The organism is Tamaricihabitans halophyticus (genome assembly GCF_004340875.1).
Taxonomy (GTDB): domain Bacteria; phylum Actinomycetota; class Actinomycetes; order Mycobacteriales; family Pseudonocardiaceae; genus Tamaricihabitans; species Tamaricihabitans halophyticus.
In genome coordinates this window covers 57,807-84,288 of the sequence record NZ_SLXQ01000004.1, presented here as the reverse complement: position 1 = coordinate 84,288, position 26,482 = coordinate 57,807, and the positions used below count along the sequence as shown (strand labels likewise).

Here is a 26,482-nt window from a genome sequence, read left to right as displayed (position 1 = left end):
GCGCTGCTATTCGGCGAGGCGTTCCCCGGTTTCCGGATGGAAGGCATGCACCTCGTTGTCATTAGCGACGACCACCGTCACGGTTTCGCCGAGCCGCGGTGGTTTGCGACCGTCGGCACGGACGACGAATCGTTCAGTCTGCTCGCCTACCTGGATACCGCCGTGCACATAGGCGTCGGCACCAAGTTCCTCGACGAGCTCGACGGTCATCTTCGCACCCTGTTCTTCGGCGCCGGCGATCCGAAGCGATTCGGGACGTAGTCCGAGGGTGAGCGTCCGCGCTCCGGACTGCTCGGCAGCGCTGAGCGTCGCCCGGGGCAGCGGCACGGTAATCCCGTCCAGCTGCGCACCCTGCGAGGTGACGGTGACTGATTTCAGGTTCATAGCTGGTGAACCTATGAAGCCGGCGACGAACGCGTTCTTCGGGCGTTCATACAGATTGCGCGGCGTATCGCATTGCTGCAGCTTGCCGTCCTTGAGTAGGGCGACGCGATGCCCCATGGTCATGGCTTCAACCTGGTCGTGCGTGACATAGACGGTGGTGGTGCCGAGTCGCTTTTGCAGCGCCGCGATATTGGCTCGGGTCTCGACCCTGAGCTTCGCGTCGAGATTGGACAGTGGCTCGTCCATCAGGAACACCGCTGGTTCGCGCACAATGGCGCGGCCCATCGCGACACGTTGCCGTTGACCACCGGAGAGTGCCTTCGGCTTACGATCGAGGTACGGCGTGAGATCCAGTAGTTCCGCGGCTTCCTTGACGCGTTCGGCGATGGTGGACTTCGCGACGCGCTTCAGTTTCAACGCGAAGCCCATGTTCTCCGCGACCGTCATATGCGGATAGAGCGCATATGACTGGAAGACCATAGCGATATCCCGGTCCTTCGGCGGGGTGCTGGTGATGTCCTTACCGTCGATGTGAATCGCGCCCTCATCAACGTCTTCGAGCCCGGCAAGCATGCGCAGCGCGGTTGACTTGCCCGACCCGGACGGCCCTACCAGAACCAGGAACTCGCCGTCGGCGATATCGAGATCAAGGCTGTCCACCGCTCGCACCGGCGGGGAACCCGGATACAGCCTGCTCGCCTGCTGATAGCTGACCTCCGCCATGGATGAACCGCCTTTCGCTGGAAACCGTGGGCAATGTCTATCTGGGCGCCACCGCCCTTGGCTAGGATTTGTCAGTTCAATAAACTAACTAATATGGCGAACCAGGGTGTTGGAGCGGGCGCGCAAGCGATGCGCCGGCATAATGTCGCGCTGCTCATGGAGATGATCGCCCGCTCGGCGCCGATATCGCGGGTCGAACTGGCTCGCCGCGCCGGGCTCACCAAGGCGACCGTCTCCAGCCTGGTTGCTGAGCTGATCCAGGCTGAACTCGTGCGCGATCTTGGCCCGGAGCCCGGCGGGGCGCCGGGGCGCCCAGCTGGTCGGTTGATGCTCGATCCGTATGGTCCGGTGGCAATCGGATTGCAGTTCGCGCCCGACCACATCGCCGGCATACTGCTGGATCTGTCTGGTCGGCAGATCGCGCGCGATCTACGGCGCTTCGGACTCGACACGGTTTCTCCCACCGACGGGGTGCATGCCGCCAGGCCGGTGCTTCGACGGCTTTTCGATGAGGCGACGACGGCTGGTCGCTTGGTCGCCGGGGTCGGGCTGGCGGTCAGTGGCACGGTGTCCGCGCGTTCGGACAGCGCGGGCACGGTGGCGTATTCGCCCGCGCTCGGCTGGTCGGAGGTGGATGCTCGCGCACTGGTGAACGCCGAGTTGCACGCGCTCGGTCTACATGGCTTGGACGTCCGGCTGGACAGCGAAGTGGCATGTGCCGCACACGCCGAGTATCGGGCAGGCGCTGGTGGTGACTGGTACTACCTGGGAGGGGAGGAGTCACTTGGCCTGGTGCCGGTTTCCCCAGGCAGTGTCCTTGCCGGCGAGTTCGGACACGTGCCGGTGCGCCCGCGTGGGCCGCGATGTTTCTGCGGGGAGCGCGGCTGCCTGCGGCTCTATGCCGAACCTGCGGCCATCGCGCGATCGGCTGGGTTGCCTGAGCGGTCCGGCTCGCGACTACTTGGCGGTGATGAACCGTTGATCGGTCAGCTGCGCGCGGCGGAGCCGGCCGCGGTCCGTGCCGTGCACCAGGCCGCCGACGCGGTGGCGAGTGGACTTGTCCCGGTGCGGGCGCTGCTCGCGCCAGAGGTGATCGTGCTTGGCGGTCGGCTAGCCAGCCTCGGGGAGGTGTTCTGGAATCGGCTGCACGCCCGACTACCCGATGGAATCACCCTCCGGCAGGCCAAACTCGGACCGGATGCCGCGCTGCGCGGTGCCGCCGCGAAGGTTATCGGCGCGGTGATCGCCGATCCGCTGGCGTGGATTGATGGGTGACGTTTGTTGCGGTCAGGGCATCGGATGTTCCTCGACCAAGGCTTCCGGTGCGGACAGCCGCCACGCCTCGTAGACCAGTTCGGTGAGCTCTGTTCGATCAACCCCGGTCAACTGGACGACGACCCAGCCAAAGCCGCCAGCGGTGAACTGGACCTCAAAGACGTCTGGGCGCTCGGAAACCAGCGCGACCTGCTCGGAGAGCAGCTGTTTGAGACCCACCGTGCTGGTCCGCGGCCAGAAGTAGCCGAAGCGTTTGCCACGTACGCTGAACGAGGTGTAGTCCCGCGCTTTTGCCCGCTCGACATCGGCGAGCTGGTCGACGATCCGGTGAAATCCCGCGTCCGTGACAGCCATGCTCGCCATTCTCGCCTATCCCACCGACAACCAGCTCACGTGCATCACCGGGTGCCGCTGGTCGATCCGCTCGCCGCAATATCCTCAAGGAACGCGGTTTCGTCGGCTTGTGGGAACGGCTCAGCGGAACAGCGCGCTGTAGGCGTTCAGCGCAGGCTGCCCGCCCAGGTGCGCGAAGAGCACGTTGCTGTCCTTGTCGATGTCTCCGCTGGTCACCAGGTCGATCAGGCCAGCCATTGATTTTCCCTCGTAGACCGGATCGAGGATGATCCCTTCCAGCCGGCCGACGAGGCGGATCGCCTCCAGCGTCGATTCGACGGGAACACCATAGCGTTCGCCCGCCCAGCCAGCGAGCAGTTCAATGTCCGCACTGGATAGATCCCTGCCGAGACCAATGCGTTGTGCCGTGGCCGCCGCGATCCTGGTGACCTGCGCGCGAGTCGCGTCAATCTTGGCAGAGGCGTCAATCCCGACGACTCGCCGGGCATGGGATTGCTCGGCGAAGCCGGCGACCATGCCTGCCTGCGTGGATCCCGTCACCGCGCAGACGACGACGGTATCGAAGAACGTGTCCAGTTCGCGTTCCTGACGCTCGACCTCGTGTGCCCAGTTCGCGAAGCCCAGCCCACCCAGTGGATGATCAGAAGCCCCCGCCGGGATGGCGTACGGGGTCCCGCCGGCCTGGCGGACATCGTCGAGTGCCGCCTCCCAGCTTGGTTTGACCTCGATGCCGAACCCCGCGGGGTCGAGCCGGACATCGGCGCCCATAACCCTGGACAGCAGGATGTTTCCGACTCGATCGTTCACTGGGTCCGGCCAATCCACCCAGTTCTCCTGGACCAACACCGCACGTAGCCCGAGGTGTGCGGCCACCGCGGCGACCTGACGGGTGTGGTTCGACTGGTATCCGCCGATCGACACCAGGGTGTCGGCTCCAGAAGCGAGCGCATCCGGAATCAGGTACTCGAGCTTGCGAGTCTTGTTGCCACCATAAGCGAGTCCAGAGTTGACGTCCTCACGCTTCATCCACACTCGCGCGCCACCAAGGTGTTCGGTCAATCGGTTCAGCGGGTGAACCGGACTTGGCCCGAAGGTCAGCGGATGCCGAGGAAAGTCCGCGAGTGCCATACGTTTCCTTTCGTGCCGACTGAACAGCCGCTGATACGTCGGTGACCCGTTAGCTTCGCTCGATCAGATGACCGATCACGTCCGGCCCCGGATGCGCGCTCCCGGACGCGTCCCTGCGCATCACCGTCTCCGGAAGTTCGACGGGGCTCCCGTTGTTCGCCGAACCCGCCGGCCGCGGGCCGACCCACGCCGCGGTGAGCTCGGTTTCCCCTTTGAGGAAGCGCTGTGCGCGGACGCCACCGGTGGCGCGTCCCTTGGCTGGATACTCGGCGAACGGGGTCACCTTCACACTCTGACCCGTGGCGGTAACCACCATGGCGGCACCGTGCTCAGCCTCGTCTTCTTCGGTGCGCACCGTGCCGAAGAAGACAGTGTGGGCATCGGCACCGAGCTTGATTCCGGCCATACCACCACTCTTCAAGCCCTGCGGACGCACAAGCGAGGCGGAGTAGCGCAGCAAGGCGGCATCGCTGGACAGGAAGACCAGCGTTTCCGAACCGTCGGTCAACCAGACCGCGCCGACGACCTCGTCATCGTCCTTGAGGCTGATGATCTCGAACTCGTCGGAGCGAACCGGCCATTCGGGCATGCATATCTTCACGACACCCCGTTTCGTGCCGATGGCGAGTCCTGGTGATCCTCCCGCCTGCGCGCCAAGTGGTGCGATACCAACAACCTTCTCGCCGCGGTCAAGTGGCGCGAGTTCCTTGGCGGCCATCCCGCCGCGCAGCGAGACCGTGCCCACCTGTTCGGGCAGCACCGGTAGCGGCAAGACGTCGGTCTTGAAGGCCCGTCCGCGGTTCGTGACGAGCAGGATCTGCCCTCTGGCCGTGGAATGCACAATGGCCATCACCGCGTCGTGTTTGACACGGCCGTTGCGTCGGCGTGCTTCGGAGGCCTCCTCGGACTCCGCGGCGGTACGAGCGACGAGGCCGGTCGCGGAGAGGATGATCTGGCACGGATCATCGGCTACTTCGAGCGGGCCAGCGGGCTTCGAAGCGGCGAGGACCTCCTTCAGTTCGCCGTCGATCAGCGATGTGCGTCGCTCCGCGGGAAAGTCCTTTGCGATCTTCGCGAGCTCTTGGGCGACGACCTTCTTCAACACCGACTCGTCGTCGAGGATCTTGGTCAGCTCGGCGATCTCGTTGCGTAGCTTGTCCTGTTCGGCTTCCAGCTCGATCTTGTCGTACTTGGTGAGCCTGCGCAGCGGAGTGTCCAGGATATAACTGGCCTGTATCTCGGAGAGCGCGAACCGCTTCATCAGACCGTCCTTCGCGGCCTGCGCGTTCTCGCTGCCGCGAATGAGCTTGATCACCTTGTCGATATCGAGGAGCGCCTTGAGCAAGCCCTCGACCAGGTGCAGCCGCTCCTCGCGCTTGCGTCGACGGTACTTGGTGCGCCGGGTGACCACCTCGTACCGATGCGCCAGAAACACTTCGAGTAGCGCCTTGAGGCCAAGTGTGCGTGGCTGACCGTCCACAAGCACCAGATTGTTGATGCCGAATGACTGCTCGAGCGGCGTAAGCCGGTACAGGTCGGCGAGCAGCGCCTGTGGGTTCACCCCCACCTTGCACTCGATGACCAGTCGGGTGCCGTTCTCCCGGTCGGTGAGGTCCTTGACGTCGGCGATTCCGGTCAGCCGCTTGGATTTGTTCACCTCGTCGGTGATCTTCTCGATGATCTTTTCCGGACCGACGCCGTAGGGCAGCTCAGTGACCGTGATGGCCTGTCGTCCGCGGCTTCCTTCCAACGGTCCGGTTTCCACCTTCGCGCGCATCCGGACCACGCCGCGGCCGGTTTCGTATGCCTTGCGCACCTCGTCCAGGCCAAGTAGCTGACCGCCGGTGGGCAGGTCCGGGCCGGGGATGAACTCCATGAGCTTGTCCAGGCTCGCGCCCGGGTGGTTGATCAGCCAGCGCGCCGCGGCGATCACTTCGCCCATATTGTGCGGGATCATGTTGGTGGCCATCCCGACCGCGATCCCGGAGGTCCCGTTCACCAGCAGGTTCGGGTATGCGGCCGGAAGTACCGACGGTTCCTCGAGCGAGCCGTCGTAGTTGGGCCGGAAATCGACCGTATCCTCGCCGAGTTCACCGACCAGGAGCATCGCTTCGGGCGACATCCTTGCCTCGGTGTACCTGCTCGCGGCTGGGCCATCGTCCGGACTACCGAAGTTGCCATGCCCGTCGATCAGTGGCGCATTCATCGAGAAGTCCTGGGCGAGCCGCACCATCGCGTCATAGATAGCGGTGTCCCCGTGCGGGTGGTAGCGACCCATGACATCACCGACGACGCGGGAGGACTTCACGTAGGCGCTGTTCGGCCGATAGCCGTTCTCGTTCATGGAGAACAGGATCCGGCGGTGTACCGGCTTGAGTCCGTCCCGCGCGTCCGGCAGCGCCCTTGAATGGATAACCGAGTAGGCGTATTCCAGGTACGAGTCCTCGATCTCGGATTTCACCGACGTCTCGAAAACCTGCGCGCCCGGCTGGTCGAACGCGGTGGGGTCAACCCTGGTCACCGAACCTTTGCGGCGTGCCATTACTCCGTGTCTCCTCGACTGCTCTCGTGGCCCCCCAAGGGAAGCTATCCCAGGGAATCATCGGGGGAAATCAGATGTCGATTGCTTCCTTGTCGACCCGCTCGGCCGACGCGACCAACCAGTTGCGTCGTGGCTCGACCTTCTCACCCATCAACAGCTCGAGGGCAGCCTCCGCGGCGTCGGCATCCTCGAGCGTGATTCGCCGGACCGATCTGGTCGACGGGTTCATCGTGGTCTCCCACAGTTCGTCCGCGTCCATCTCGCCGAGGCCCTTGAACCTGGGCACCGGTGTCTGGACCTGTTTGCCGGCCTTCTCCAGGTCGGCGACGACCCGTTCCATCTCGCGTTGGGTAAAGGTGAACTGGGTCTGCCCGTTGCGCCCCTTGGTGACGACCTTGTGCAGCGGTGGCATCGCGGCGTATAGCCGCCCGTCCTCGATAACCGGTCGCATGTACTTCGCGAACAAGGTGATCAGCAGAGTACGGATATGCGAGCCGTCAACATCCGCATCGGCCATCAGGATCACCCGGCCGTAGCGCATCGTGCCCAGATCGAAGGTTCGCCCGGTACCCGCGCCGAGCACCTGCACGATCGAAGCTATCTCGGCGTTCTTCAGCGTGTCGGCGATACTTGCCTTCTGCACGTTGAGGATCTTGCCGCGCAATGGGAGCAGCGCCTGATACTCGGAAGCGCGGGCCATCCTGGCGGAGCCGAGAGCACTGTCGCCCTCGACGAGGAACAGTTCGCTGCGGGATACCCCGGTGGCGCGGCAGTCCACCAGCTTCGGTGGCATCGCCGCGCCTTCCAGGGCCGTTTTGCGGCGCGCGGCATCCTTTTGCTGTTTCTGGGTGAGTCGGACCCTGGCCGCGTCGACGACCTTCTGCAGTACGGTCTTCGCCTCGGCCTTGGTTTTCCTGGCTTCGGCCCAGCTTTTCAGCTGCTGTTCCACAATGCCCTGGATCACCTTGGTGATGCCCGCGGTGGAGAGCTCGTCCTTGGTCTGCGAGGTGAACTGTGGTTCCGGCACCCGAACGTGAATGACGGCGGTCATGCCCTCCAGAACGTCATCGAGGGTCGGCATGTCCTCTTTGGTCTTGAGGAGGCCGCGCGTCTTCGAGATCGCTTCCTGGATAGCCTTCAGCACGGCGCGGTCGAAACCTTTGCGGTGCGTGCCGCCGTGTGCGTTGCTGATCGTGTTCGTGAAGCACTCAACAACCCGCTCATAGCCTGTCGACCAGCGCAAGGCAACGTCGACCTCGGCATGCCGTTCCACTTTGGACCGCATGACGCCGTTCTCGTCGGCGGCGTTTTCCCGGTAGGTCCCGGTTCCGGAGATCAACAGAGTGCCGGTGACCGGCTTGTCCGCGCTCGGTGTGAGGTAGTCGACCATATCCGCAAGACCATGGGGATAGTGGAAGGTCTCCTCTTCGATCGCGCCTTCGGTCGCGACCCTGAGCACGTAGGTGACGCTCGGTACGAGGAATGCCGTACTACGGAGCTTCTGGCGGACCTGCTCGATGGCGAGCTCCGCTCCGGGCTCAAAGTACCGAGCGTCGTGCCAGTACCTGATGGACGTTCCGGTTGACTCGCCGCGCTTCATCTTGCCCGTGACCTGAAGGCCCGGCTGCGGGGTGAATTTGGCTTTCGGTCCCTGCCCGTCGAATATTCCCGGCACGCCCTGCGCGAAGGACATCTGATGGACCTTGCGGTCGTTCTTCACGGTCACGTCAAACCGGTGCGAAAGAGCGTTGACCGCCGAGGCACCCACCCCGTGCAGACCACCGGAAGCCTTGTAGCCGGAGCCGCCGAACTTGCCGCCCGCATGCAGTCGGGTGAGTACGAGCTCCACCCCGGACAGCCCGGACTTGGCGTGTACCCCGGTCGGAATGCCGCGACCGTCGTCGTCGACCTGGACGCTGCCGTCCGCGTGCAGGGTTACCACCACCCGGCTGGCGTGGCCGGCGACACCTTCGTCGGTCGAGTTGTCCACGACCTCAGTGAACAGATGGGTAACACCGCGGCTGTCCGTCGACCCGATGTACATACCGGGCCGTTTGCGGACCGCTTCCAGTCCTTCCAGATGGGTTAGGTCGTCAGCCCCGTACAGCGGGCTCTCAGCTGCAGTCACAGAGTCGTTCTCCCGAATCGTGGTGCGCGCCAGGTCCGCGGTGCCGCGGGCTCACGCAGTAGCCGGATTCGTCTCACCAGCACCGCACCGTAGGGCAGCGTACCGACTGACCCTGGCGGGTGGCGGAACGACCTGCCGCCGATGTGGTCAATCGATCACCTGGCCCCGCTCTTCGGGAGACCTGTCGACGAGAACCGAGGGCGCCTACCAGGTCACCGGAAGCTCGTGTACTCCGTAAACGGTACCGTCGTGCTTGAATGAGATCTGGTTCAGCTCGACGGCCGCCCGCGGAGCCGGGATACGCCGGTACAGCGTGCCGTACACGACCTGCAGTTTCAACCGGGCCAACGACTGCCCGAGACACAGGTGCACCCCGAAGCCGAACGCGACATGCGACCTTCCCTCCCGCTTGAGGTCAAGCTGGTTGGGATGGGCGAAGACCTCGGGATCGCGATTGGCGCTCTCGTTCGGCAGGATGATGCCCTCGCCGGCGCGGATGGTCTGGCCGGCGATGTGGATGTCTTCGAGTGCCACCCTGCGGCCACCAGTGTGCGTGACGGTGAGGTAGCGAAGCAGTTCCTCCACCGCCGCGGCGATCGTCTCCCGGTCCTAGGCGTGACGCAAGGTCGCAAGCTGTTCCGGATGCTCGAACAGGGCGAGTGTGCCCAGCACGATCATGTTCGCGGTGGTTTCGTGTCCACCGACAAGCAACAGCACACCCAGCTGGGCTGCCTCCGTTCGGGTCAGCTCACCGGCGGTGATCCGGTTCACCAGGCTGGAGATCAGGTCGTCGGATGGATCAGCGATCTCTTTGTTGGCCAGTTCGTCCAGGTACTCGTTGAGTTCCTGGACCGCCGAGTCGCGCTGTTCCGCGGACAGCGTCATGCTGACCATGACCGTGCTTCGCGCCTGGAAGAAGCCTCGATCGGCATAGGCACGCCGAGTAGCTCGCAGATCCCGGATCCGTACCCGCGTGAGTCGGCCCTGGACCTGCTCGGCCCGTATTTCATGGGGCGGGTCGAACGGGCGGTCGGCCACCCGTCGGATGGGGAACTTGGGTAGTTCGGTCGATTGAGGCGTGCAGGCGATGCTTACCTCCAGTACGAACTCCAGTCGGTCCTATGCGGACAGATAGCTTCCACAGTGGACGAGAGGATGCCGAGAAGTGGCGCGGCAGGATCTGCGGTCAGGTGTTCGACTTCGGCATGGTTCGGCTGTCGCGCACCGTGGCTTCGTCGTCAGCCCCGACGTCAACCCGTAATGAGTTAATCGCTGCGTGTTAACGCGCGTCAAGCCGCCGATGGTGGCGAAGCAACGCACGATACGGTTTCCGTGGCACCGCTGGAAGTACCCGTACCGGATAACCGAACCTGAACAGTGCGCGCGGCAACCCGGGTAGTGCCAGTCGATCTCGCAGTTCCTCCGGGAAACCGCTGAGGTGTAGTGGCTGGGTGATGACCGAAGCCGCCATACCAGCCGCGGTCACCGAGAGCCAAGCGCGTTGCAGCACGCGGCCGGCCGCGACCTGGTCGGCCACCGTGTTCGCGGATGTCGTGACGATCAGCAGTGTTTCCGCGGCGATCCGTTCCGCGAGTACGTAGTCATCGGGCATAGGGGTATTCGTTCGTACGAGCCCGGCGGGTAGCCAACCGTTGCCCAGTGCACCGGTTGGGATCCCGTCGCCGTGTTCAGGAGCCGGTTCGCTTGGCGAAGCCAGCCAGGCCGTGAGCTCCCGCTGATATATCCGATCGGCGCGCAGCGCGCGTGCAGCGCTGCCGAGCATGCTTGCCAGCGTGGCGATCTGGGCCGGCGCGGTCAGCAGGTGTGACTCGACGCCAGGCTGGCGAGCGAGGCCTGCTATCGCCGCCGCCAGAGTATTCGGTACCGGTTTCGGCTCGAACTGGTACCGGTAGCTACGCCGTCGCGCGATCGCTTGGTAAAGCTGGTCTTCCTCCTCGGTAGCCGGGCGCGGTCGGCCCGCGGTAACCAGACCGATCGCATCGCGGTCAGCCGATCCCGGCAGTATGTCCACGTTGGAGTCGAAGCCGAGGTGGCGGACGGCGAGCTCCAGATTGGCGAGTGCCGCACCGCAGGAGATCATTCGATCGCGCCCGACCGGGTCATGGCTGGGCAGGTCCACCTTGCGTTGGAAGAGCCCGATGGTTCGCTCGGTGACATCGATTTCCCACGGTTGTGTGTTGTGCACGGAAGGCGCATTGCTGACCGCGCGCAGCAGGATGTCCACTTGTGCTTCGGTAAGCCCGTCCATGGTGGCTGGTTAGCGTTCCTCGCGCGGTCGGACGATGAGCACCGGGCAGGGTGAATGATGAATCAGCGCTTGACTGGTCGAACCAAGCAGTAGGCCGGTGAACCCGCCACGTCCTCTGCTGCCGACCACGACGAGCTGGGCGGTCTTCGCGAGTTCCAGCAGCTGGTGCTTCGGTTTGTCGTGTGCCACCACACGGCGGACCTCGACCTCTGGAAACTTCTCCCGCCACCCCGCGAGCATTTCGGCGAGCGCGCGTTCCGCGACGTCAGCGAGCGATTCCGAGCCTGGGTAAAACCGCTCGACGACATCCCAGCTGACCTCGGCGTCGTTCCAGGCGTGCACGGCGACGAGCTGCGCACCGCGCAACGAGGCTTCCGTGAAGGCGGCCTCTATCGTGTCCTGGGCGCTCGTCGAGCCGTCCATACCGAGTACAACGGTGCCCTCAGCGGAAATTGCCGTCTGATCGTTCGACCGGACTACGGCCACCGGACACTGCGCGCGTGCGGCTAGGGCGACCGCTACCGAGTCGGTAAACGGACCGCGTGCTCGGCCACCCGCGCCAATCGCGATCAGGCGCGACTCCGCGGACAGCTCGATCAGCAGCGCTGCCGGATGTGCGCTCTGGACCAGGGTGTCGATTTCCAGGTCGGCGCTGATCTGTGCCAGCTCATCGGCTGCTGCCTGGACGGCACGCTCGCCCTCCTGGATCAGGTCGTCCACAACTTCCTTGGGAAGCGGTAGGTCCGAGTAGACGGCGGGAACAACTACCGCACGCGCCAGGCGAACGGGTGCTGCCAGCCGGGCGGCTTCCTGGGCGACCCAGTGCAGCAGGGATGTCTGATCCGTAGCCCCGCCAATTCCGACGGTGATCGGTAGGCGTTTCGTGTGCATGGCGCGCTCCAAAGGCGTTCATGGGGTCTCATTCACCTCGACGTTATGGCGAGTGAGGTGCTAGTGCAGCGGGCATTGGTCACCGATAAGCAGGGACTTCCGGCTCGCGCGCGAAGGACTTCACGTCGTGGCCAGGCTGAACCGGACCGGAGGACGCTTGCTTCGGCGAAGGCGTGGCTACGCGCCGCGCGACCAACCATGACTGGAGGCGACCGGGATGAACGCGCAACAGGGCGGTAGCGACTCGCGGGCCATCGTCGTTGGCGTCGATGGTTCCGAACTGAGCAGGGTGGCGCTGCACTGGGCGGCAGCCGAGGCGCGACTGCGGGGTTGTTCGGTGCACGTCGTGACCGTCTGGCGATACGACCCGGGGATCGCGGGCTGGACCGCGGCTGTTCCGCCGCCAATCCGCACGTACGAAGGGATGCGGGACGCGAACGAGAAGGTGTTGGCCGGCGCCGTCGCTGAGGTTTCCGGCGCTTACCCAGACGTCAGTTTCCGCTCCGAGCTCGTCGAAGGCTGGCCGCCCGAGGTGTTGAGCTCCGCCGCGGCGGAGGCTGCATTACTGGTTCTCGGACACCACGGCGTCGGCCGGCTGGTTGAAGCGGTACATGGCACGGTCAGCGGGTACTGCATCCGGCATACGGACTGCCCGGTGGTAGTGATCCCGGATGTCGAGGCCGTTCAGCTACACCGTCCGGTGCCGGAACGGGCCGCTACCGAGGCACCGTAGCTGATCTCGAGAGACGACCCGCCTGGGTGACTTATTCTTGAATCATTCCAGATAATCCGGCAGACTGGCGCCCGTGCCAACGACCTCGGACTTTGAGCATATGTTGCGCGAGGCGGCGCTACGCGTAACGCGCCCTCGTGTCGCGGTGCTCGCCGCTGTCCATGATCGTCCGCACGCGGATACGGAGTCCGTCATCAGTGCCGTACGCGCGTGTCTCGGTGAGGTGTCCCACCAGGCCGTCTACGACGTCCTCCGTGCGCTGACCACCGCCGGACTCCTTCGGCGTATCCAGCCGCACGGTTCCGTAGCGCGGTACGAATCGCGCACTGGCGACAACCACCACCATCTCGTGTGCCGGTCGTGTGGGGCGATCGCCGACGTCGACTGCGCCGTGGGCGAGGCGCCCTGCCTTACCGCGGCTGACGATCATGGTTTCGCGGTGGAGGAAGCTGAGGTCATCTACTGGGGCGTGTGCCCTGATTGTGCAACGGTACGCAGTTCCTGATTACCCTGACCGCCTGGAAGGATTCGCATGTCTGACAGCCACGATGCAGTGGAGAACACGGAAAGCGGAGGTGGCTGCCCGGTCGCACACCAGCTCCCGCACCCGACGCAGGGCAACAGCAACAACGTCTGGTGGCCGAAGCGACTCAACCTGAAGATCCTGGCCAAGAACCCGGCCGTGGCCGACCCGATGGGCGAGGACTTCAACTACGCGGATGAGTTCAAAACGCTTGACTTGCCCACGGTAAAACGGGACATCGAGGAGGTACTGACCACCTCGCAGGACTGGTGGCCAGCCGACTTCGGGCACTACGGGCCACTGATGATCCGGATGGCGTGGCACAGCGCGGGGACCTACCGCGTCAGCGACGGGCGCGGCGGTGCCGGCGCCGGCCAGCAGCGGTTTGCCCCGCTGAACAGCTGGCCGGACAACGTCAGCCTGGACAAGGCCCGCCGTCTGCTGTGGCCGGTCAAGCAGAAGTACGGCCGCAAAATCTCCTGGGCAGACCTGCTGATCCTGGCCGGTAACGTCGCGCTCGAGTCGATGGGCTTCAAGACCTTCGGCTTCGCCGGTGGCCGGGTGGACACCTGGGAGCCGGAGGACGACATCTACTGGGGTGCCGAAACCACGTGGCTCGGCAGCGATGCGCGCATCTCCGGCGGGGAGAAGCGTGAGCTGGAAAACCCCTTGGGGGCCACCCATATGGGGCTGATCTACGTTAATCCGGAAGGTCCCGAGGGCCAGCCTGACCCGGTAGCCGCGGCCAGGGACATCCGCGAGACCTTCGGCCGGATGGCGATGAACGACGCGGAGACGGTGGCGCTGATCGCCGGTGGCCACACTTTCGGCAAGACTCATGGTGCCGCACCGGATTCCCACAACGGCCCCAACCCGGAGGCAGCCCCGCTCGAGGAGCAGGGGCTCGGTTGGCGGAACAGTTACGGCACGGGTAAGGGCTCCGACACGATCACCAGTGGTATCGAGGTCACTTGGACGACCACGCCCACGAGGTGGACGACCAACTTCCTGTGGAACCTGTTCAGCTTCGAATGGGAGGTTTACCAGGGGCCTGGTGGGGCTTGGCAGTGGAAGCCGAAAGGCGGCGCGGGCGAGGGCACCGTTCCGGACGCACACGATCCGGCGAAGAAGATCGCGCCGAACATGCTCACCACTGACATCTCACTCAAGGTCGACCCGATCTATGAGCCAATCGCGCGGCGGTACATGGAGAACCCGGACGAGTTCGCGGATGCCTTCGCGCGCGCCTGGTACAAGCTGACACACCGCGATATGGGGCCGATCCAGCGCTACCTCGGCTCCGAGGTGCCAGCCGAGGAACTGCTCTGGCAGGACCCGATTCCGGCTCCGGAACACGAGCTGGTTGGTGCCGCCGAGATCGCCGCGCTGAAGGGCAAGATCGCGGAGTCCGGCCTGACCGTGCAGCAGCTGGTCTCCACCGCGTGGGCATCCGCTTCCACCTTCCGGGGAAGCGATAAGCGCGGCGGTGCCAACGGTGGTCGTATCCGGCTCGAACCGCAGCGCAGCTGGGAGGTCAACGAGCCGGACAAGCTCGCTCCGGTGATCAGCACGCTGGAAGGCATCCAGCAGTCCTTCAACGCCGAAGCTGGCACCAAGCAGGTTTCGTTCGCTGACCTCGTGGTGCTCGCCGGTGTCGTCGGCGTGGAGCAGGCAGCCAAGGCGGCCGGAGTCGATGTCGAGGTGCCGTTTACTCCTGGACGTGGTGACGCCACTGCCGAGCAGACCGATGTCGAGTCGTTCGCGCATCTCGAACCTGCCTCGGACGGATTCCGGAACTACGTCGGCAAGGGCAGCCAGTTGCAGGGCGAGTACCTGCTGATTGACCGGGCGAACCTGCTCACGTTGAGCGCGCCGGAGATGACCGTGCTGGTTGGTGGTCTGCGGGTACTTGGCGCGAACTACCAGCAGTCCGCGCAGGGCGTGCTCACCGACAAGCCCGGCGTGCTGACCAACGACTTCTTCGTGAATCTGCTCGATATGGCCACGGAATGGAAGGCGACGGACGAGTCGTCGAATTCCTTCGAGGGCGTTGACCGGGCAACGGGCGAGGTCAAGTGGACCGGCAGCCGGGTCGACCTGGTGTTCGGGTCCAACTCCGAACTGCGGGCCGTTGCGGAGGTCTACGCGAGCAGCGACGCGAAGCAGAAGTTCGTCACGGACTTTGTCGCCGCATGGACCAAGGTGATGAACGCCGACCGGTACGACCTGGCCTGATCGTTGCTGGCTAGGGCCGGCTATAGGAGTCGGCCCTAGCCATCGGCACCCGTAGTACCTGAGGACTCCGCGGCATGACGCCTGACCGGCAACGCCCCTTGCTGTTCCTCGATGTTGACGGAACCCTGCTGCCCTTTGGCGATGACCCCAGCGGCGCAGGGCTCGGTGCCAGGACGGGTTCGTACCTGGACCGGTTCACCCCGCAAGTGGGGCATGGGCTGGCCGCATTGCCGTGTGACCTGATCTGGGCCACGACCTGGGAACAGGAAGCGAATGTCGAGCTGGCGCCCCGGCTAGGGCTACCGTCGTTACCCGTCGTGCACTGGCCGGAACCCACCGCTGAACGCGAGCGGGAAGACCAGTGGTTCGGTCTGCACTGGAAGACCCGGCCCCTCGCGGAGTGGGCGGCCGGACGCCGCTTCGCATGGGTCGACGATGAAATCACCGATGCCGACCGCGAATGGGTGTCCACGCATTGTCGCGACCACGCACTGCTCCACCGCGTTGAGCCGTCCCGTGGTCTTACCGTCGAGGACATCGCAGTCCTCGACCTGTGGCTACGGGGGCCCTGACCGATCGCGGTCAACCGATACTGCCAACAACTCTTGATCCAGCCACTCGCTGTCCTCAGTGGATGGTGTCGAGTCGGAAGCGCAGCCCGGTACCGGGGCGGATCTGTGCCGCGGCGTCCAAGTCGGCGGCACGGACCACCGCGATCACTGGGTATCCGCCGGTGATCGGATGATCGGCGAGAAACAGGGTAGGCAGTCCGGCTGGCGGTACCTGTAGCGCGCCCGTTACGGCACCTTCACTGGGAAGCTCGGCTGGTTCGGCTCTGTGTAGCGGTGGACCGGCCAGTCGCATGCCGACGCGGTTGCTTTCCGAGGTCGCCTCGTATCGTGCGGTCAGCAAGCAGTTGATCGCCTCCTCGGTGAACCAGTCGTGCCGTGGTCCCAGCCGCACCCGCAGGGTGCGGTCACCGGCCGCGGGCCCATCGACCGGCGCGGTGTCCAACACCGGAAATCGCGATGGTGCCGGTCCGACCGGAACTGTGTCGCCGGCTCGAAGCGCGGCTGGGCCGATACCTGCCAGCAGATCGGTCGAGCGCGAACCGAGCACCGGTGGCAGATCGATTCCGCCGCGCACGCCAAGGTAGCTGCGCAGACCGTGGTCAGGCTGGCCGAGCCGCAGCGGTACCTCCGCGGGCAGCCGCAACACCGTGTTCAACGCTTCGGAGCGGTTGCCCACCATGATCGGACACGGCGCTCCAGTGATGGCGATCGTCAGCGGGCACGGTGCGCGAACGACAAGTCCACCAAGGGTTACCTCGATGGCCGCGGCGGATTCGGGATTACCGAGCAGGCGGTTCGCCAGCCGAAAGGAACCCTGATCGGCGGCACCCGAAGCGCCGACCCCGATCTCCGCAAGCCCATGACGGCCCAGGTCCTGCACCGTGCTCAGCGGGCCGGTAGCGACGATGCAGAGCTCGGACATGGCCGCGTCCTCCGTTCGCGAAGGCTGTCACCCGACATCCTCGAAACGCACCCGCACGCCGGGCCGTAACAAGGCTGGTGGTTGTCGGTCCGTTCGCCACAGTTCGAGCTCCGTACGGCCGATCAGCTGCCAGCCGCCCGGCGACTCACGCGGGTAGATCCCACTGAACTCGCCAGCGAGCCCGACTGACCCGGCGGGAACCTTGGTGCGCGGCACTTTCGCCCGAGGGACGCGCAGCCGTGGGTCGCCATTCACCAGGTACCCGAACCCCGGTGCGAACCCTCCGAACGCGACTGTCCATTCAGTACCAGTGTGCGCGGTGACGATCTCCGCCGTCGTCAGTCCGGTCAACTCCGCCACGCTGGACAGATCCGCGCCGTCGTAACGCACCGGAATACGCAGCGTGCCGACGTCGCTCGGTTGCCGTCGAGTCGGCCGAGTGTTCCTGAGCAACCGTTCCAGCTCGGTGAAATCGGCTCGGGTCGGGTCCAGCACCACCAGTAGAGTGCGTGCGGCCGGGACCAGGTCGACGATCCATTCGGGACGATCAGTTGCCGCCACGAGCGCGTCGTAGAGCGCGAGTACCGCATCGATATCCGCCAACTCGACGAGTAGCCCGGAGTCGGCGCACCGGAGTAGTCGCATGACCGCTGGCCAAGATCAGGCCTGCGGTACCAACCGTGCGCCGGCCGATTCCAGCGCGTCTCGGGTAGCCCGGGCGATTTCCACCGCACCGGAGGTGTCCGAGTGCACGAGGAGCGACTGGGCTTGCACCGCGATGGTTTCTCCGGTGATCGCGGTCAGCTCGCCGGCGAAAACCATCTGTACCGCCCGTTTCGCCGCGGCGTCCGGGTCGGTCACCATCGCGTTGGCTTCGGTCCGTGGAACGAGCAGTCCACCGGAGGTATAAGCGCGATCCACGAACGCCTCGGCGATCGTGGTCAGCCCTGCCTCGGCGGCAAGCCGCCAGGTCTCGGTGCCGACCTGGCAGAGCAACGGCAGCTTCGGATCGTACTTGGCCACCGCCTCGACCAGCGCGGCTGCGTGCGCGGTGTCCGTTGCGGCGACGTTGTACAGCGCGCCGTGCGCGCGTACGTAGGTTACCGAGGTCCCGGCGATACGAGCGAAACCATCCAGCGCGCCGATCTGGTAGATCAGGTCATTGGTGAGCGTGTCCGGTTGCACGGCTACGTACCGCCGACCGAACCCGGCCAGGTCCCGGTAACTGACCTGTGCGCCGATGGCCACGCCGTTGCGTGCGGCGCGCGCGCAGGTACGACGCATGATGTCCGGATCTCCGGCGTGAAACCCGCAGGCGATGTTCGCGCTCGTGACAAGGTCGAGCAAGGCGTCGTCATCCGCGATCGTCCACATCCCGAAGCCTTCGCCGATATCGGTGGTCAGCGCGATCGCAGGGGCGTGCTCAGCTGGACCAGTCATGGGCTACGGCCTCCTCATCAGTGCGTACTGCCTGGATGCCGATCATGCCGAGTACCTGCGGACACGTCGATGTCGAACGGTGACTACACATCGAATGGTTGTTAGACAACTTTTGCCACTGACTGCCGGACCGGCTGGCCCTAATGTCGGACAACATCGCAGCCACCAAACCGCCCAACTGGAGCGCTCATGACTGTCGAGTACGGCGTCGCTATCGAGAACTTCACCTCGGCGTCAGCCAGCCCGGATATGGGCCGGCTGATCAACTACGCAACTCGGGCGGAGGAGCTCGGGTTCACCTCACTGTGGGCATGGGACCATTTGTTTCTTGGTTCCAAGCAGCCGTTCCCGTGTTTTGAAGCCCTCACCACGCTCACCGCGCTGGCCAGTCATACCAGCACGATGACGCTGGGTACCGGAGTACTGGTACTGCCGATCCGGGATCCGGCGTTACTCGCCAAGACGGCGGCCACCTTGCAGTCCGCGTCCGGTGGGCGGCTGTGCCTCGGGGTCGCGGCTGGCTGGTACGAGCGCGAGTTCGCGGCTACCGGAAGCCCGTTCAAGGGACGTGGCAAGCGGTTCGAACGCAATCTCGACGTGTGCTACCGCCTGTGGGGCGATGACGAGGTGACAGGGGAGTGGGAGGACCTTTCGTTCCGGCGGGTGCGGATGCTGCCGAAGCCACGACCACGGCCCCGCGTGCTGATCGGTGGATACGTCGATCGAGTGCTGCGCAGGGTGGCGACGCTGGGGGACGGCTGGCTGACGTACTTCTATACGGCGGAGGCGTTCGCGCGCTCCTGGGCGAAGATCCGCGATTTCGCCGCGGAGGCCGGCAGGGATCCAGACACGCTGACCAACGTGGCTCAGCTACCGCTGTGCATCGACTCCTCCTTCGAATCCGCGTCCAGGAAGGTCGGCCCGTTCCTCGCAGAGCACTTCGACAATCCCGAGTGGAGCGATGCCACGCCAGAAAGTGCCATCCGAGGGACGCCAGAACAGTGCGCGGAACAACTGGCCGCGCACATCAACGCGGGTACACGGCATATCGCGCTCGTGCCATACCGCTATGACCTCGAGCAGCTCGAGCGATTCACCGAGCAGGTGCGACCGCTGTTGGAGGTTGCTCCGGCGCGGGTTGGCGGCGCATGATGACCGCCCCATCGCCGATCCGTACCGCGCGCGCCGAACTGGAGTCGACGGTCCGTCCGGTGACCGACAAACGGGTGAGTGCGGCCGAGGCAATCGAACTGGTGCGCTCCGGTGACCATATCGCGGTAGGTGGGACAAACTACGCGCGTACACCCATGGCTCTGCTGTTCGAGATCCTTCGGCAGGAGCGCACGGGACTGACTCTTTCCCGGCCATTGAGCTGCTACGAGGTCGAACTGTTCCTCGGCACCGGCATGGCCGATACGGTCGTGACCAGCTGGGTCGGGATCGGGCATGGCTGGGGCCTCGCACGAATTCTCCGGCACTGTGTGGAAAACGGCCAGGCGCGCTTCGAGGAATGGAGCCACCTCGGTATGGGGATGCGCTATCAGGCGGGTGCGATGGGAGTCCCGTTCCTGCCCACGGTAAGCATGCTCGGATCCGACTTGGCGAACAACACCGAAACGGCACCAGTCGTCTGTCCGTTCACCGGACAACGGTTGCTCGCGATCCCGAGCCTCAATCCGGACGTGGCATTGATCCACGTACACCGCGCCGACCAGTACGGAAACGCGCAGATCGATGGCTACCCGTTGATGGACGCGGAGATGGCACGGGCGTCGCGACGGGTCGTGCTCAGTGCCGAGGAGATTGTCACAACCGAAGAGATTCGCCGGGATCCGGGCAGCACGGTGATCCCACACTTCGCCGTGGACGCGGTCGTGGAAGTGCCGTACGGCGCGTATCCGCACGAATGTTACGGCAAGTACGAAGTAGACAGTGAACACGTGGACGAGTACATGCGCGCCGTGCGGGAAACCGGGGTCGCCGCGGCACGCGAGTACGTCGAGCGGCACGTTGGCAAGCACGCCGACTTCAGTGGGTTTCTCGCGGATATCGGTAGCGAACGGCTGCGTGCCCAGCAGCTCCGTGCGCAGGAGTTGATGCCGCGATGAACGCGAAGGACGAACTGATGACCGTGGCGGCAAGCAGGCTGCTGCGGGATGATCGCGTGGTGTTCGCGGGAATTGGCCTCCCGCTGGTCGCCTCGACCTTGGCGAAACGCCATCGTGCGCCAAATCTGACGATTATTCTCGAGGGCGGGATCATTGGTACCACCCCCCATCCTGGGATGTTGCCCAGTTCCACGAACGAACTTCGCGCCGCGGCCGGCGCGGCGATGTTCACCGGGATCACCGATATCTTCCTGCTCGCGCAGCGCGGGTTCTTCGACTACGGATTCCTCGGTGTCGCCCAGATCGACCCGTACGGCAACATCAATACCAGCGTTATTGGTGAGCCAACCAGGCCGACGGTTCGGCTACCGGGAAGCGGTGGCGCCAACGACATCATTTCGTTGTGCAACGAGACTCTCGTCGTCACCACCCACGAGCCACGCAGGTTTGTCGAACGCGTCGACTTCGTCACGAGCCCCGGGTACCTCACCGGTGGCGCGGCTCGAGTCGAGGCGGGACTGGTCTACGGCGGGCCGAGCCATGTCGTCACCGATCTGGCCCTGCTCGATTTCGAGCCAACCAGCAAACGGATGCGGGTACGCGCCCTACAACCGGACGTGACGCTTGACGAGGTACGTACCGCGACCGGATTCGACTTGCTGGTACACGACGAACTGGCACAGTTGCCCGCGCCGAGTGCGACCGAGCTAGCAATGCTGCGTGAACTGACTGGTGAGTCGGCTGATCGTGAGCCGGCAACGCAGGTGTCGACGGTGTCGCGATGACCGGCGCGTTCGAGTACCAGCTCGCCGATTCCTGGGAGGAAGCCGTCGAGCTGCACCGCATCTGGGGTGAGGACGGCAAGATTCTCGCCGGTGGACAGAGCCTGGTGCCGATGTTGAATCTACGTCTGGTGCAGCCGGCTGGACTCATCGATATCAACCCGATCGGCGCCGTAGAGCCGCGAGTGGCCGACGATCGACTGGTGCTCTCTGCGCTGACGCGGCACCAGGATCTGCTGCGTTCACCATTAGTTCGTGAGCATTGTCCGATACTTGCCGAAGGGGCCGCGCAGATCGGCAACGTCCGGGTACGTGCACGAGGAACCGTTGGTGGCAGCATGTGCCATGCGGATCCCAGTGGAGAGATCCCGTGCATGGTGCTTGCGCTTGACGGTCAATTGATTGCCCACTCCCCGCGGGGCCAACGAGTGATCGATGCCGAACGGTTTCTGCGCAGCTATCTCACCACGGATCTCGCCGAGGACGAGTTGCTGACCGAGATCAGGTTACCGATCCGCAAGCACGGCCAAGGTTGGGCCTTTCTGGAAACCGTTCGCCGCTACTCCGACTTCGCCACGGTCGAAGTGGCGGCGACCGCCACGCTGAGCTCCGATGCGCACACGGTCACGGCACTGCGCGTCGTGGTCGGGGGCGTCGCTGACCGGCCGTTGATCCTCTCCGATGAGCTCCTGTCGGCGGCCGTCGGCGGGACCGGGCGCGATGACGAGCTCCGGGCTGTTGGGGCAGCAGCCGCCGCCACCGTGTCGCCCGAGTCCGATGTGCACGCCAGCGCTGACTATCGGCGGCGCCTCACCGAGGTCCTCACCTATCGCGCGCTCGGGAAGGCGATCGAGCGCGGACGCGCCGAGAGCAAGGGAGCTGGCGTATGACGAAAACACAGGTCCAGCTACGGGTGAACGGTCGTACGCACGAGTTGTGGGTAGGCACCAACCGGTTGCTGCTTGACGCGCTGCACGACGACCTCGGCATGGCCGACGTTCGTTACGGCTGCGGGGAAGGCGTCTGTGGTACCTGCACGATCCTGCTGGATGGCGAACCGGTAAGCGCCTGCCTGCTTTTCGCGGTCCAGGTAGAAGGGCGGGAGATCACCACGCTCACCGGGCTGCCGGCCGCCGACGCGGAGTCACACCCCATCCAGGACTGCTTTCTCCAGGCCGGCGCGGCTCAATGTGGTTTCTGTACCCCAGGAATGATGCTGACCGCGCTTGCGCTCGTCGAGCGCACCGAGCGACCAACCCGCGAGGACATCCGCTACGAGCTGGTCGGAAACCTCTGCCGGTGTACCGGATACACGAAGATTGTGGATGCCGTCGAGGAGTACGCCTGTCGACGGCGGGGAAATGGTAGCCATGACTGAAGCGATCGAATCGGCACCCGCGGGTACGACCGAGTTCACCGTGGTCGGCAATTCCCCCGCACACCATGACTTCCAGGACAAGGTTCAGGGGACACTGCGCTACGGGGCGGACTGGAAACTGCCCGGCATGCTGTACGGCAAGGTCGTACGGTCGTTGCAGCCCTGCGCCCGAATCACCGCGATAGACACGTCAGCGGCTCGCGAGCTTCCCGGTGTCGTCGCCGTGTTGACCGCATCGGACGTCCCCTTCAACAAGGTCGTGGACAACGCCAGTGGCGGGCTTGGTGAGTTGACCGTCGCACAGCCAGTGCTCGCCGAGGATCGGGTGCGCTACACCGGTGAGCCGGTCGCCCTGATCGCGGCCACCGAGCCGGAAATCGCGGCGGCCGCGGTGGATCTCGTGGACGTCAGTTATGCCGATCTCCCGGGAATCTTCGATCCAGAGGAGGCGTTGGAACCCGAAGCGCCCCTGGTGCACGAGGCCGGAAACGTACTCGTGAACTGGCGCATCGGGCGTGGCGACGCCGCGGCCGCGATGGCGGCCGCCGACGTGGTGATCACTGGCGAGTATCGCAGTCAGCATGTCGAACACGCCTACTTGGAGCCGGAATCCGGTGTCGGCTGGTCGGACAACGGTGTTCTGACACTTCGGGTGTCAACCCAGGTGATCGAGCATGCCAGTCAGATCGCGCGCATCCTGGACGTTTCCGAGAACAAGGTCAGGATCATCGCCTCCTACATGGGGGGAGGGTTCGGCGGTAAGGAAGACATGACGGTCGAGCCTTACCTCGCGCTGCTTGCCTGGCACACCCAGCGCCCGGTGCGGATGGTGTGGGATCGGCAGGAATCCATACTGGCCAGCACGAAACGGCACCCCTTCGTGATGCGGTATCGCACCGGCGCGAAAGCGGACGGAACCCTCCTGGCGCAAGAAATCGACATCATCGGCGACGCCGGCGCATACCCGTGCTTGAGCGCTCGTGTACTGTTCGCCGGTGCCGCACTGGCCGCGGGGCCATACCGAGTACCGAATATCACTACGAGGTCCCGGGCGGTGTTCACGAACAATGTTCCGGCAAGTGCCTTCCGTGGCTTCGGCGCTATGCAGGTCGTGTTCGGCTACGAGTCGCAAATGGACAAACTAGCGGAACGACTCGGGCTGACCCCGACGGAGATCCGCGACCGCAACCAGGTCAGCAAGGGCGATACGATCCCAACCGGGGAGTCGCTGCATACCGCCGTGGAACTGACGGCGACGCGTGACCTCGCGCTCGCCAGGCTAGGGCCGCGTAGCACCGCTACCGGGCCCGGCTGCCGAGTTGGCCGCGGGTTCGCCTCGGGTATGCAGCCCTACGGTCGAACGATCTGGTTCCGGGATCACGCCTCCGTCTGGCTGACTTTGCAAACCGACGGCAGTTTGTTGATCCGCAGCGGCGTCACGGACCTTGGGGCCGGACAGGCGGCCAGTCTGTGTCAGATCGCCTCGGAGGTCCTCGGCGCTCCGCTCGAAGAGATCAGTGTGTATATCGGGGACACCGCGTTGAATCCGCCAGCGGGCGGAACCTTCGCTACCCGGCAGCTGTACATGTCCGGCAACGCCGTGCTCTCCGGCGCCAGGGAACTACGGGATAGCCTCGCCGCCGTAGCGGCGGAGGAGCTCGGTGTGCCACCGGATACTTTGGTCTGGCGGGACGGAATGGTGCGTACCGCTGATTCGTCCGGGCAGAACAGGGGTATTCGTCTCGCCGAGCTGGCGCAGATGTGTCAGCGTCGCGGGGTGTCGACGTCGAATCTGCACACCTGGCGGGCTCGCGGTGGCGAATTCGATCCGGAAGCGGGGCAGGGGGACAGCTTTCCGGACTACACCTATGGCACGCACGCCGCCGAGGTCGAGGTGGACACCGAAACTGGTGTAGTCCGGGTATTGAAATACGCCGCGAGTCACGACGTCGGGCAACAGATCAACCCCGTACGTGTACAGGGGCAGATCCAAGGTGGGGTCATGCAGGGCCTCGGCTATGCCCTCATGGAGGATCATGCGCTGATCGACGGCCAACCCGTGTCGACCTTGTTCGCGAACTACCTCATCCCGACCACCATGGATATGCCGGATATCGAGGTCGACGTGGTGGAAAGCGGTGAAGGCTGTGGGCCGCTGAATGCCAGGGGGATCGGCGAGCCGCCTGTTGGTCCCTGCGCGGCGGCGATCGCCAGCGCGATCAAGGACGCGATTGGGGTGCGACCGAATCGGTTGCCGATCACCCCGGAGCGAGTACTCGAGCTGATCGATGAACAGGCGGCGGGACGCGTGGCAAAGGACGGTGACCACGAATGAGAATCAACCAAACCGCCTGGGTCTCGGCCTCTCGGACCGAGGTCTGGACGATGCTTGGCGATATCCCGCGCGTGGCATCGTGTCTGCCTGGCGCCGAACTCACCGAGACCGTGGATGCCTCGACCTACCGAGGGACGGTTCAGCTCGCCGTTGGCCCGTTGCGAATGAGCTACCTCGGCACGGCAACCGTCATGGAGCGCGACGATGCCACACGGACGATGGTGGTTCGCGCGGAAGGCCGCGATCGCCGCGGTGGCGGCTCCGCCGCCGCGGATCTGACGATCCGCCTGGCCGAGGACGCCCCGACCCGGATCGATATCGCTAGCGAGGTGCGACTCACCGGCAGGATGGCAGCGCTTGGCCGTGGCGTATCGGATGTGGCGACGAAGCTGTTCGAGGAGTTCGCCACCCGGTTGGGTGCTGAGCTCGCTCCTCCGACGGATCGTCCCGCCAAAGTGCGGGACAATGAATCGGCCCCCGAGTCGCAACTGGCACCCGCGCCGGCAGGTGAGAATTCGTTGCGGCTCGGTCAGGTGGTGCGCACCGTCCTCCGCGAGAGGCTCGCGAGACTGTTGATCAGTCTTGGTGAGAAGGTGCACCCATGAGCGCGAACGAGCAAATGGTACTACTGAACGCCTCAGCGGGACCGGTCGATGCACCAGCACCAGTGGACGCGATTGGCGTGCATCGCCGGCTGCCGGGCTACGCGACGACCACACTGACCGAATGTACTGGGCTCGCTACCCAGCTTGGTCTCGGCAAGGTATGGGTCAAGGACGAGTCCAGCCGGCTCGGACTGCCGTCGTTCAAGATCCTTGGTGCCTCGTACGCCATCTACCGTGCATTGGCCGAACGGCTCGGCGGAATCGATTCGGATTGGGCCGATATTGACCAGTTGCGCGCGGCGGTGGCGGCAGTTCGCCCGCTACGGCTGATCGCGGCAACCGACGGAAACCACGGCCGTGCCGTGGCGCACATGGCCCGATTGCTGGACCTGGCTTCGACGATCTACGTGCCGGCGGGAATGGCCGCGTCCCGGATCGCGGCGATCGAATCGGAAGGTGCGCTGGTCGAGGTCGTCGATGGCGACTATGACGCGGCCGTTCGGCGCTCCGCGCAGGACGAGGGACCTGCCGGTTTGGTGGTTTCGGATACCTCGTGGCCAGGCTATGAGCGGATCCCGAGTTGGGTTGTCGAGGGTTACGCGACGATCTTCGACGAGATCGCCGCGACACTGGCCGAATGGGGCGAGCGGTCGCCCAGTCACGTCGTGGTTCCGGTCGGGGTAGGTGCCCTCGCCGCGGCCACTATCCGGCATTTTCGCGGTTACGGCGCGGACAACCCGTACATTCTCGGCGTGGAACCAGCGGCGGCCGCGTGTGTGCTCGAATCGCTGCGTGCGGGTAAGGAAGTCACCGTCCCCGGCCCACACACCTCGATCATGGCTGGACTCAACTGTGGTACTCCGTCGCAGGTAGCGTGGCCGCTGCTGCGCCGCGGACTGGACGGCGTGGTGGCCATCGCGGACGACCGCGCACGGGACGCGATGCGTGCCCTGGCCGCGGCGGGCGTGGTGGCGGGGGAAACCGGTGCCGCGGCGCTCGGCGGCTTGGTTGAGGTCCTCACTGGTCCCGATGCCGCGTTGCGGGAGTCCTGGCAGCTAGGGCCGGATAGTCGGGTGCTACTGCTGTGTACCGAGGGTGTTACGGACCCGGAGGCGTATCAGCGGATCGTTGGTTAAATTCTCGATACAACCTTCG

General features: G+C 64.9%; 23 protein-coding genes and 1 pseudogene. 13 read left to right on the top strand and 11 right to left on the bottom strand.

The features are described from left to right. Window positions 1-6: 6 nt before the first annotated feature. Complete coding sequence (locus tag EV191_RS12785; RefSeq protein ID WP_132877236.1) at window positions 7-1,107, bottom strand: ABC transporter ATP-binding protein; 1,101 nt, start codon at window positions 1,105-1,107, stop codon at window positions 7-9. Between the two features lie 93 nt (window positions 1,108-1,200). Here EV191_RS12785 and EV191_RS12780 point away from each other — a divergent pair, with 93 nt between their 5' ends. Next, window positions 1,201-2,382, top strand: coding sequence for an ROK family transcriptional regulator (locus EV191_RS12780; RefSeq protein ID WP_243658929.1), 1,182 nt, complete (start codon window positions 1,201-1,203; stop codon window positions 2,380-2,382). 12 nt (window positions 2,383-2,394) lie between these two features. On the opposite strand, the gene EV191_RS12775 is transcribed toward EV191_RS12780, so the two are convergent. From EV191_RS12775 to EV191_RS12745, 7 genes and pseudogenes are all read right to left on the bottom strand, one after another. After that, window positions 2,395-2,736: an MmcQ/YjbR family DNA-binding protein gene (locus tag EV191_RS12775; protein WP_132877235.1), complete on the bottom strand. Its 342-nt coding sequence runs from the start codon at window positions 2,734-2,736 to the stop codon at window positions 2,395-2,397. A gap of 120 nt (window positions 2,737-2,856) precedes the next feature. After that, window positions 2,857-3,864 (bottom strand): 1-aminocyclopropane-1-carboxylate deaminase, encoded by a 1,008-nt coding sequence (locus EV191_RS12770; protein WP_132877234.1) that lies wholly within the window; start codon window positions 3,862-3,864, stop codon window positions 2,857-2,859. Window positions 3,865-3,913: 49 nt separating this feature from the next. Beyond that, complete coding sequence (locus tag EV191_RS12765) at window positions 3,914-6,406, bottom strand: DNA gyrase/topoisomerase IV subunit A (protein WP_132877233.1); 2,493 nt, start codon at window positions 6,404-6,406, stop codon at window positions 3,914-3,916. Window positions 6,407-6,476: 70 nt separating this feature from the next. Continuing rightward, on the bottom strand, window positions 6,477-8,534 hold the full coding sequence (locus EV191_RS12760; RefSeq protein WP_132877232.1) for a DNA gyrase/topoisomerase IV subunit B: 2,058 nt from the start codon (window positions 8,532-8,534) through the stop codon (window positions 6,477-6,479). 204 nt (window positions 8,535-8,738) lie between these two features. Next, a pseudogene (locus tag EV191_RS30965) lies at window positions 8,739-9,490 on the bottom strand (cytochrome P450); the annotation flags it as partial. A 323-nt stretch (window positions 9,491-9,813) separates the two neighbouring features. Continuing rightward, a complete protein-coding gene (locus tag EV191_RS12750) occupies window positions 9,814-10,803 on the bottom strand; it encodes an Acg family FMN-binding oxidoreductase (RefSeq protein WP_132877231.1) in 990 nt (329 codons plus the stop codon). Between the two features lie 9 nt (window positions 10,804-10,812). Next, window positions 10,813-11,694 carry a universal stress protein gene (locus tag EV191_RS12745; protein ID WP_132877230.1) on the bottom strand — a complete coding sequence of 294 codons (882 nt, stop codon included), beginning with the start codon at window positions 11,692-11,694 and terminating at the stop codon, window positions 10,813-10,815. Between the two features lie 217 nt (window positions 11,695-11,911). Here EV191_RS12745 and EV191_RS12740 point away from each other — a divergent pair, with 217 nt between their 5' ends. The 4 genes from EV191_RS12740 to EV191_RS12725 all read left to right on the top strand — a co-directional run bounded on the left by EV191_RS12740 (window position 11,912) and on the right by EV191_RS12725 (window position 15,757). Then, window positions 11,912-12,427, top strand: coding sequence for a universal stress protein (locus tag EV191_RS12740; protein WP_132877229.1), 516 nt, complete (start codon window positions 11,912-11,914; stop codon window positions 12,425-12,427). 73 nt (window positions 12,428-12,500) lie between these two features. Further along, window positions 12,501-12,932, top strand: a complete 432-nt coding sequence (locus EV191_RS12735) for a Fur family transcriptional regulator (RefSeq protein WP_132877228.1) — start codon at window positions 12,501-12,503, stop codon at window positions 12,930-12,932. A 27-nt stretch (window positions 12,933-12,959) separates the two neighbouring features. Continuing rightward, window positions 12,960-15,185: a catalase/peroxidase HPI gene (gene katG / locus EV191_RS12730; RefSeq protein WP_132877227.1), complete on the top strand. Its 2,226-nt coding sequence runs from the start codon at window positions 12,960-12,962 to the stop codon at window positions 15,183-15,185. A 74-nt stretch (window positions 15,186-15,259) separates the two neighbouring features. Continuing rightward, window positions 15,260-15,757 (top strand): HAD domain-containing protein, encoded by a 498-nt coding sequence (locus EV191_RS12725; RefSeq protein ID WP_132877226.1) that lies wholly within the window; start codon window positions 15,260-15,262, stop codon window positions 15,755-15,757. Between the two features lie 55 nt (window positions 15,758-15,812). On the opposite strand, the gene EV191_RS12720 is transcribed toward EV191_RS12725, so the two are convergent. Genes EV191_RS12720 through EV191_RS12710 form a run of 3 tightly spaced genes read right to left on the bottom strand, consistent with a single transcriptional unit; the run spans window position 15,813 to window position 18,119 of the window. Continuing rightward, complete coding sequence (locus EV191_RS12720) at window positions 15,813-16,679, bottom strand: 5-oxoprolinase subunit C family protein (RefSeq protein ID WP_132877225.1); 867 nt, start codon at window positions 16,677-16,679, stop codon at window positions 15,813-15,815. Window positions 16,680-16,706: 27 nt separating this feature from the next. After that, entirely contained in the window at window positions 16,707-17,324 is a 618-nt protein-coding gene (locus tag EV191_RS12715) for a 5-oxoprolinase subunit B family protein (RefSeq protein ID WP_132877224.1), read from the bottom strand. A gap of 15 nt (window positions 17,325-17,339) precedes the next feature. After that, the gene (locus EV191_RS12710) at window positions 17,340-18,119 is read right to left on the bottom strand and encodes a LamB/YcsF family protein (RefSeq protein ID WP_132877223.1); all 780 of its coding nucleotides are present in this window, start codon (window positions 18,117-18,119) and stop codon (window positions 17,340-17,342) included. Window positions 18,120-18,308: 189 nt separating this feature from the next. Here EV191_RS12710 and EV191_RS12705 point away from each other — a divergent pair, with 189 nt between their 5' ends. Genes EV191_RS12705 through EV191_RS12670 form a run of 8 tightly spaced genes read left to right on the top strand, consistent with a single transcriptional unit; the run spans window position 18,309 to window position 26,463 of the window. Beyond that, the gene (locus tag EV191_RS12705; protein ID WP_132877222.1) at window positions 18,309-19,271 is read left to right on the top strand and encodes an LLM class flavin-dependent oxidoreductase; all 963 of its coding nucleotides are present in this window, start codon (window positions 18,309-18,311) and stop codon (window positions 19,269-19,271) included. Further along, window positions 19,271-20,227, top strand: a complete 957-nt coding sequence (locus EV191_RS12700) for a CoA transferase subunit A (protein ID WP_132877221.1) — start codon at window positions 19,271-19,273, stop codon at window positions 20,225-20,227. The genes EV191_RS12705 and EV191_RS12700 overlap by 1 nt, the downstream gene beginning before the upstream one ends. Then, window positions 20,224-21,012 carry a CoA-transferase subunit beta gene (locus EV191_RS12695; RefSeq protein WP_243658926.1) on the top strand — a complete coding sequence of 263 codons (789 nt, stop codon included), beginning with the start codon at window positions 20,224-20,226 and terminating at the stop codon, window positions 21,010-21,012. Before EV191_RS12700 ends, EV191_RS12695 begins: the two co-directional genes overlap by 4 nt. After that, entirely contained in the window at window positions 21,009-21,899 is an 891-nt protein-coding gene (locus EV191_RS12690; protein ID WP_132877220.1) for an FAD binding domain-containing protein, read from the top strand. Before EV191_RS12695 ends, EV191_RS12690 begins: the two co-directional genes overlap by 4 nt. Beyond that, a complete protein-coding gene (locus tag EV191_RS12685; protein ID WP_132877219.1) occupies window positions 21,896-22,387 on the top strand; it encodes a (2Fe-2S)-binding protein in 492 nt (163 codons plus the stop codon). Before EV191_RS12690 ends, EV191_RS12685 begins: the two co-directional genes overlap by 4 nt. Then, complete coding sequence (locus EV191_RS12680; protein ID WP_132877218.1) at window positions 22,380-24,722, top strand: xanthine dehydrogenase family protein molybdopterin-binding subunit; 2,343 nt, start codon at window positions 22,380-22,382, stop codon at window positions 24,720-24,722. Before EV191_RS12685 ends, EV191_RS12680 begins: the two co-directional genes overlap by 8 nt. Continuing rightward, window positions 24,719-25,327 (top strand): SRPBCC family protein, encoded by a 609-nt coding sequence (locus EV191_RS12675; RefSeq protein ID WP_132877217.1) that lies wholly within the window; start codon window positions 24,719-24,721, stop codon window positions 25,325-25,327. Before EV191_RS12680 ends, EV191_RS12675 begins: the two co-directional genes overlap by 4 nt. Then, the gene (locus EV191_RS12670; protein WP_132877216.1) at window positions 25,324-26,463 is read left to right on the top strand and encodes a diaminopropionate ammonia-lyase; all 1,140 of its coding nucleotides are present in this window, start codon (window positions 25,324-25,326) and stop codon (window positions 26,461-26,463) included. Before EV191_RS12675 ends, EV191_RS12670 begins: the two co-directional genes overlap by 4 nt. The last annotated feature ends 19 nt before the right edge of the window (window positions 26,464-26,482 follow it).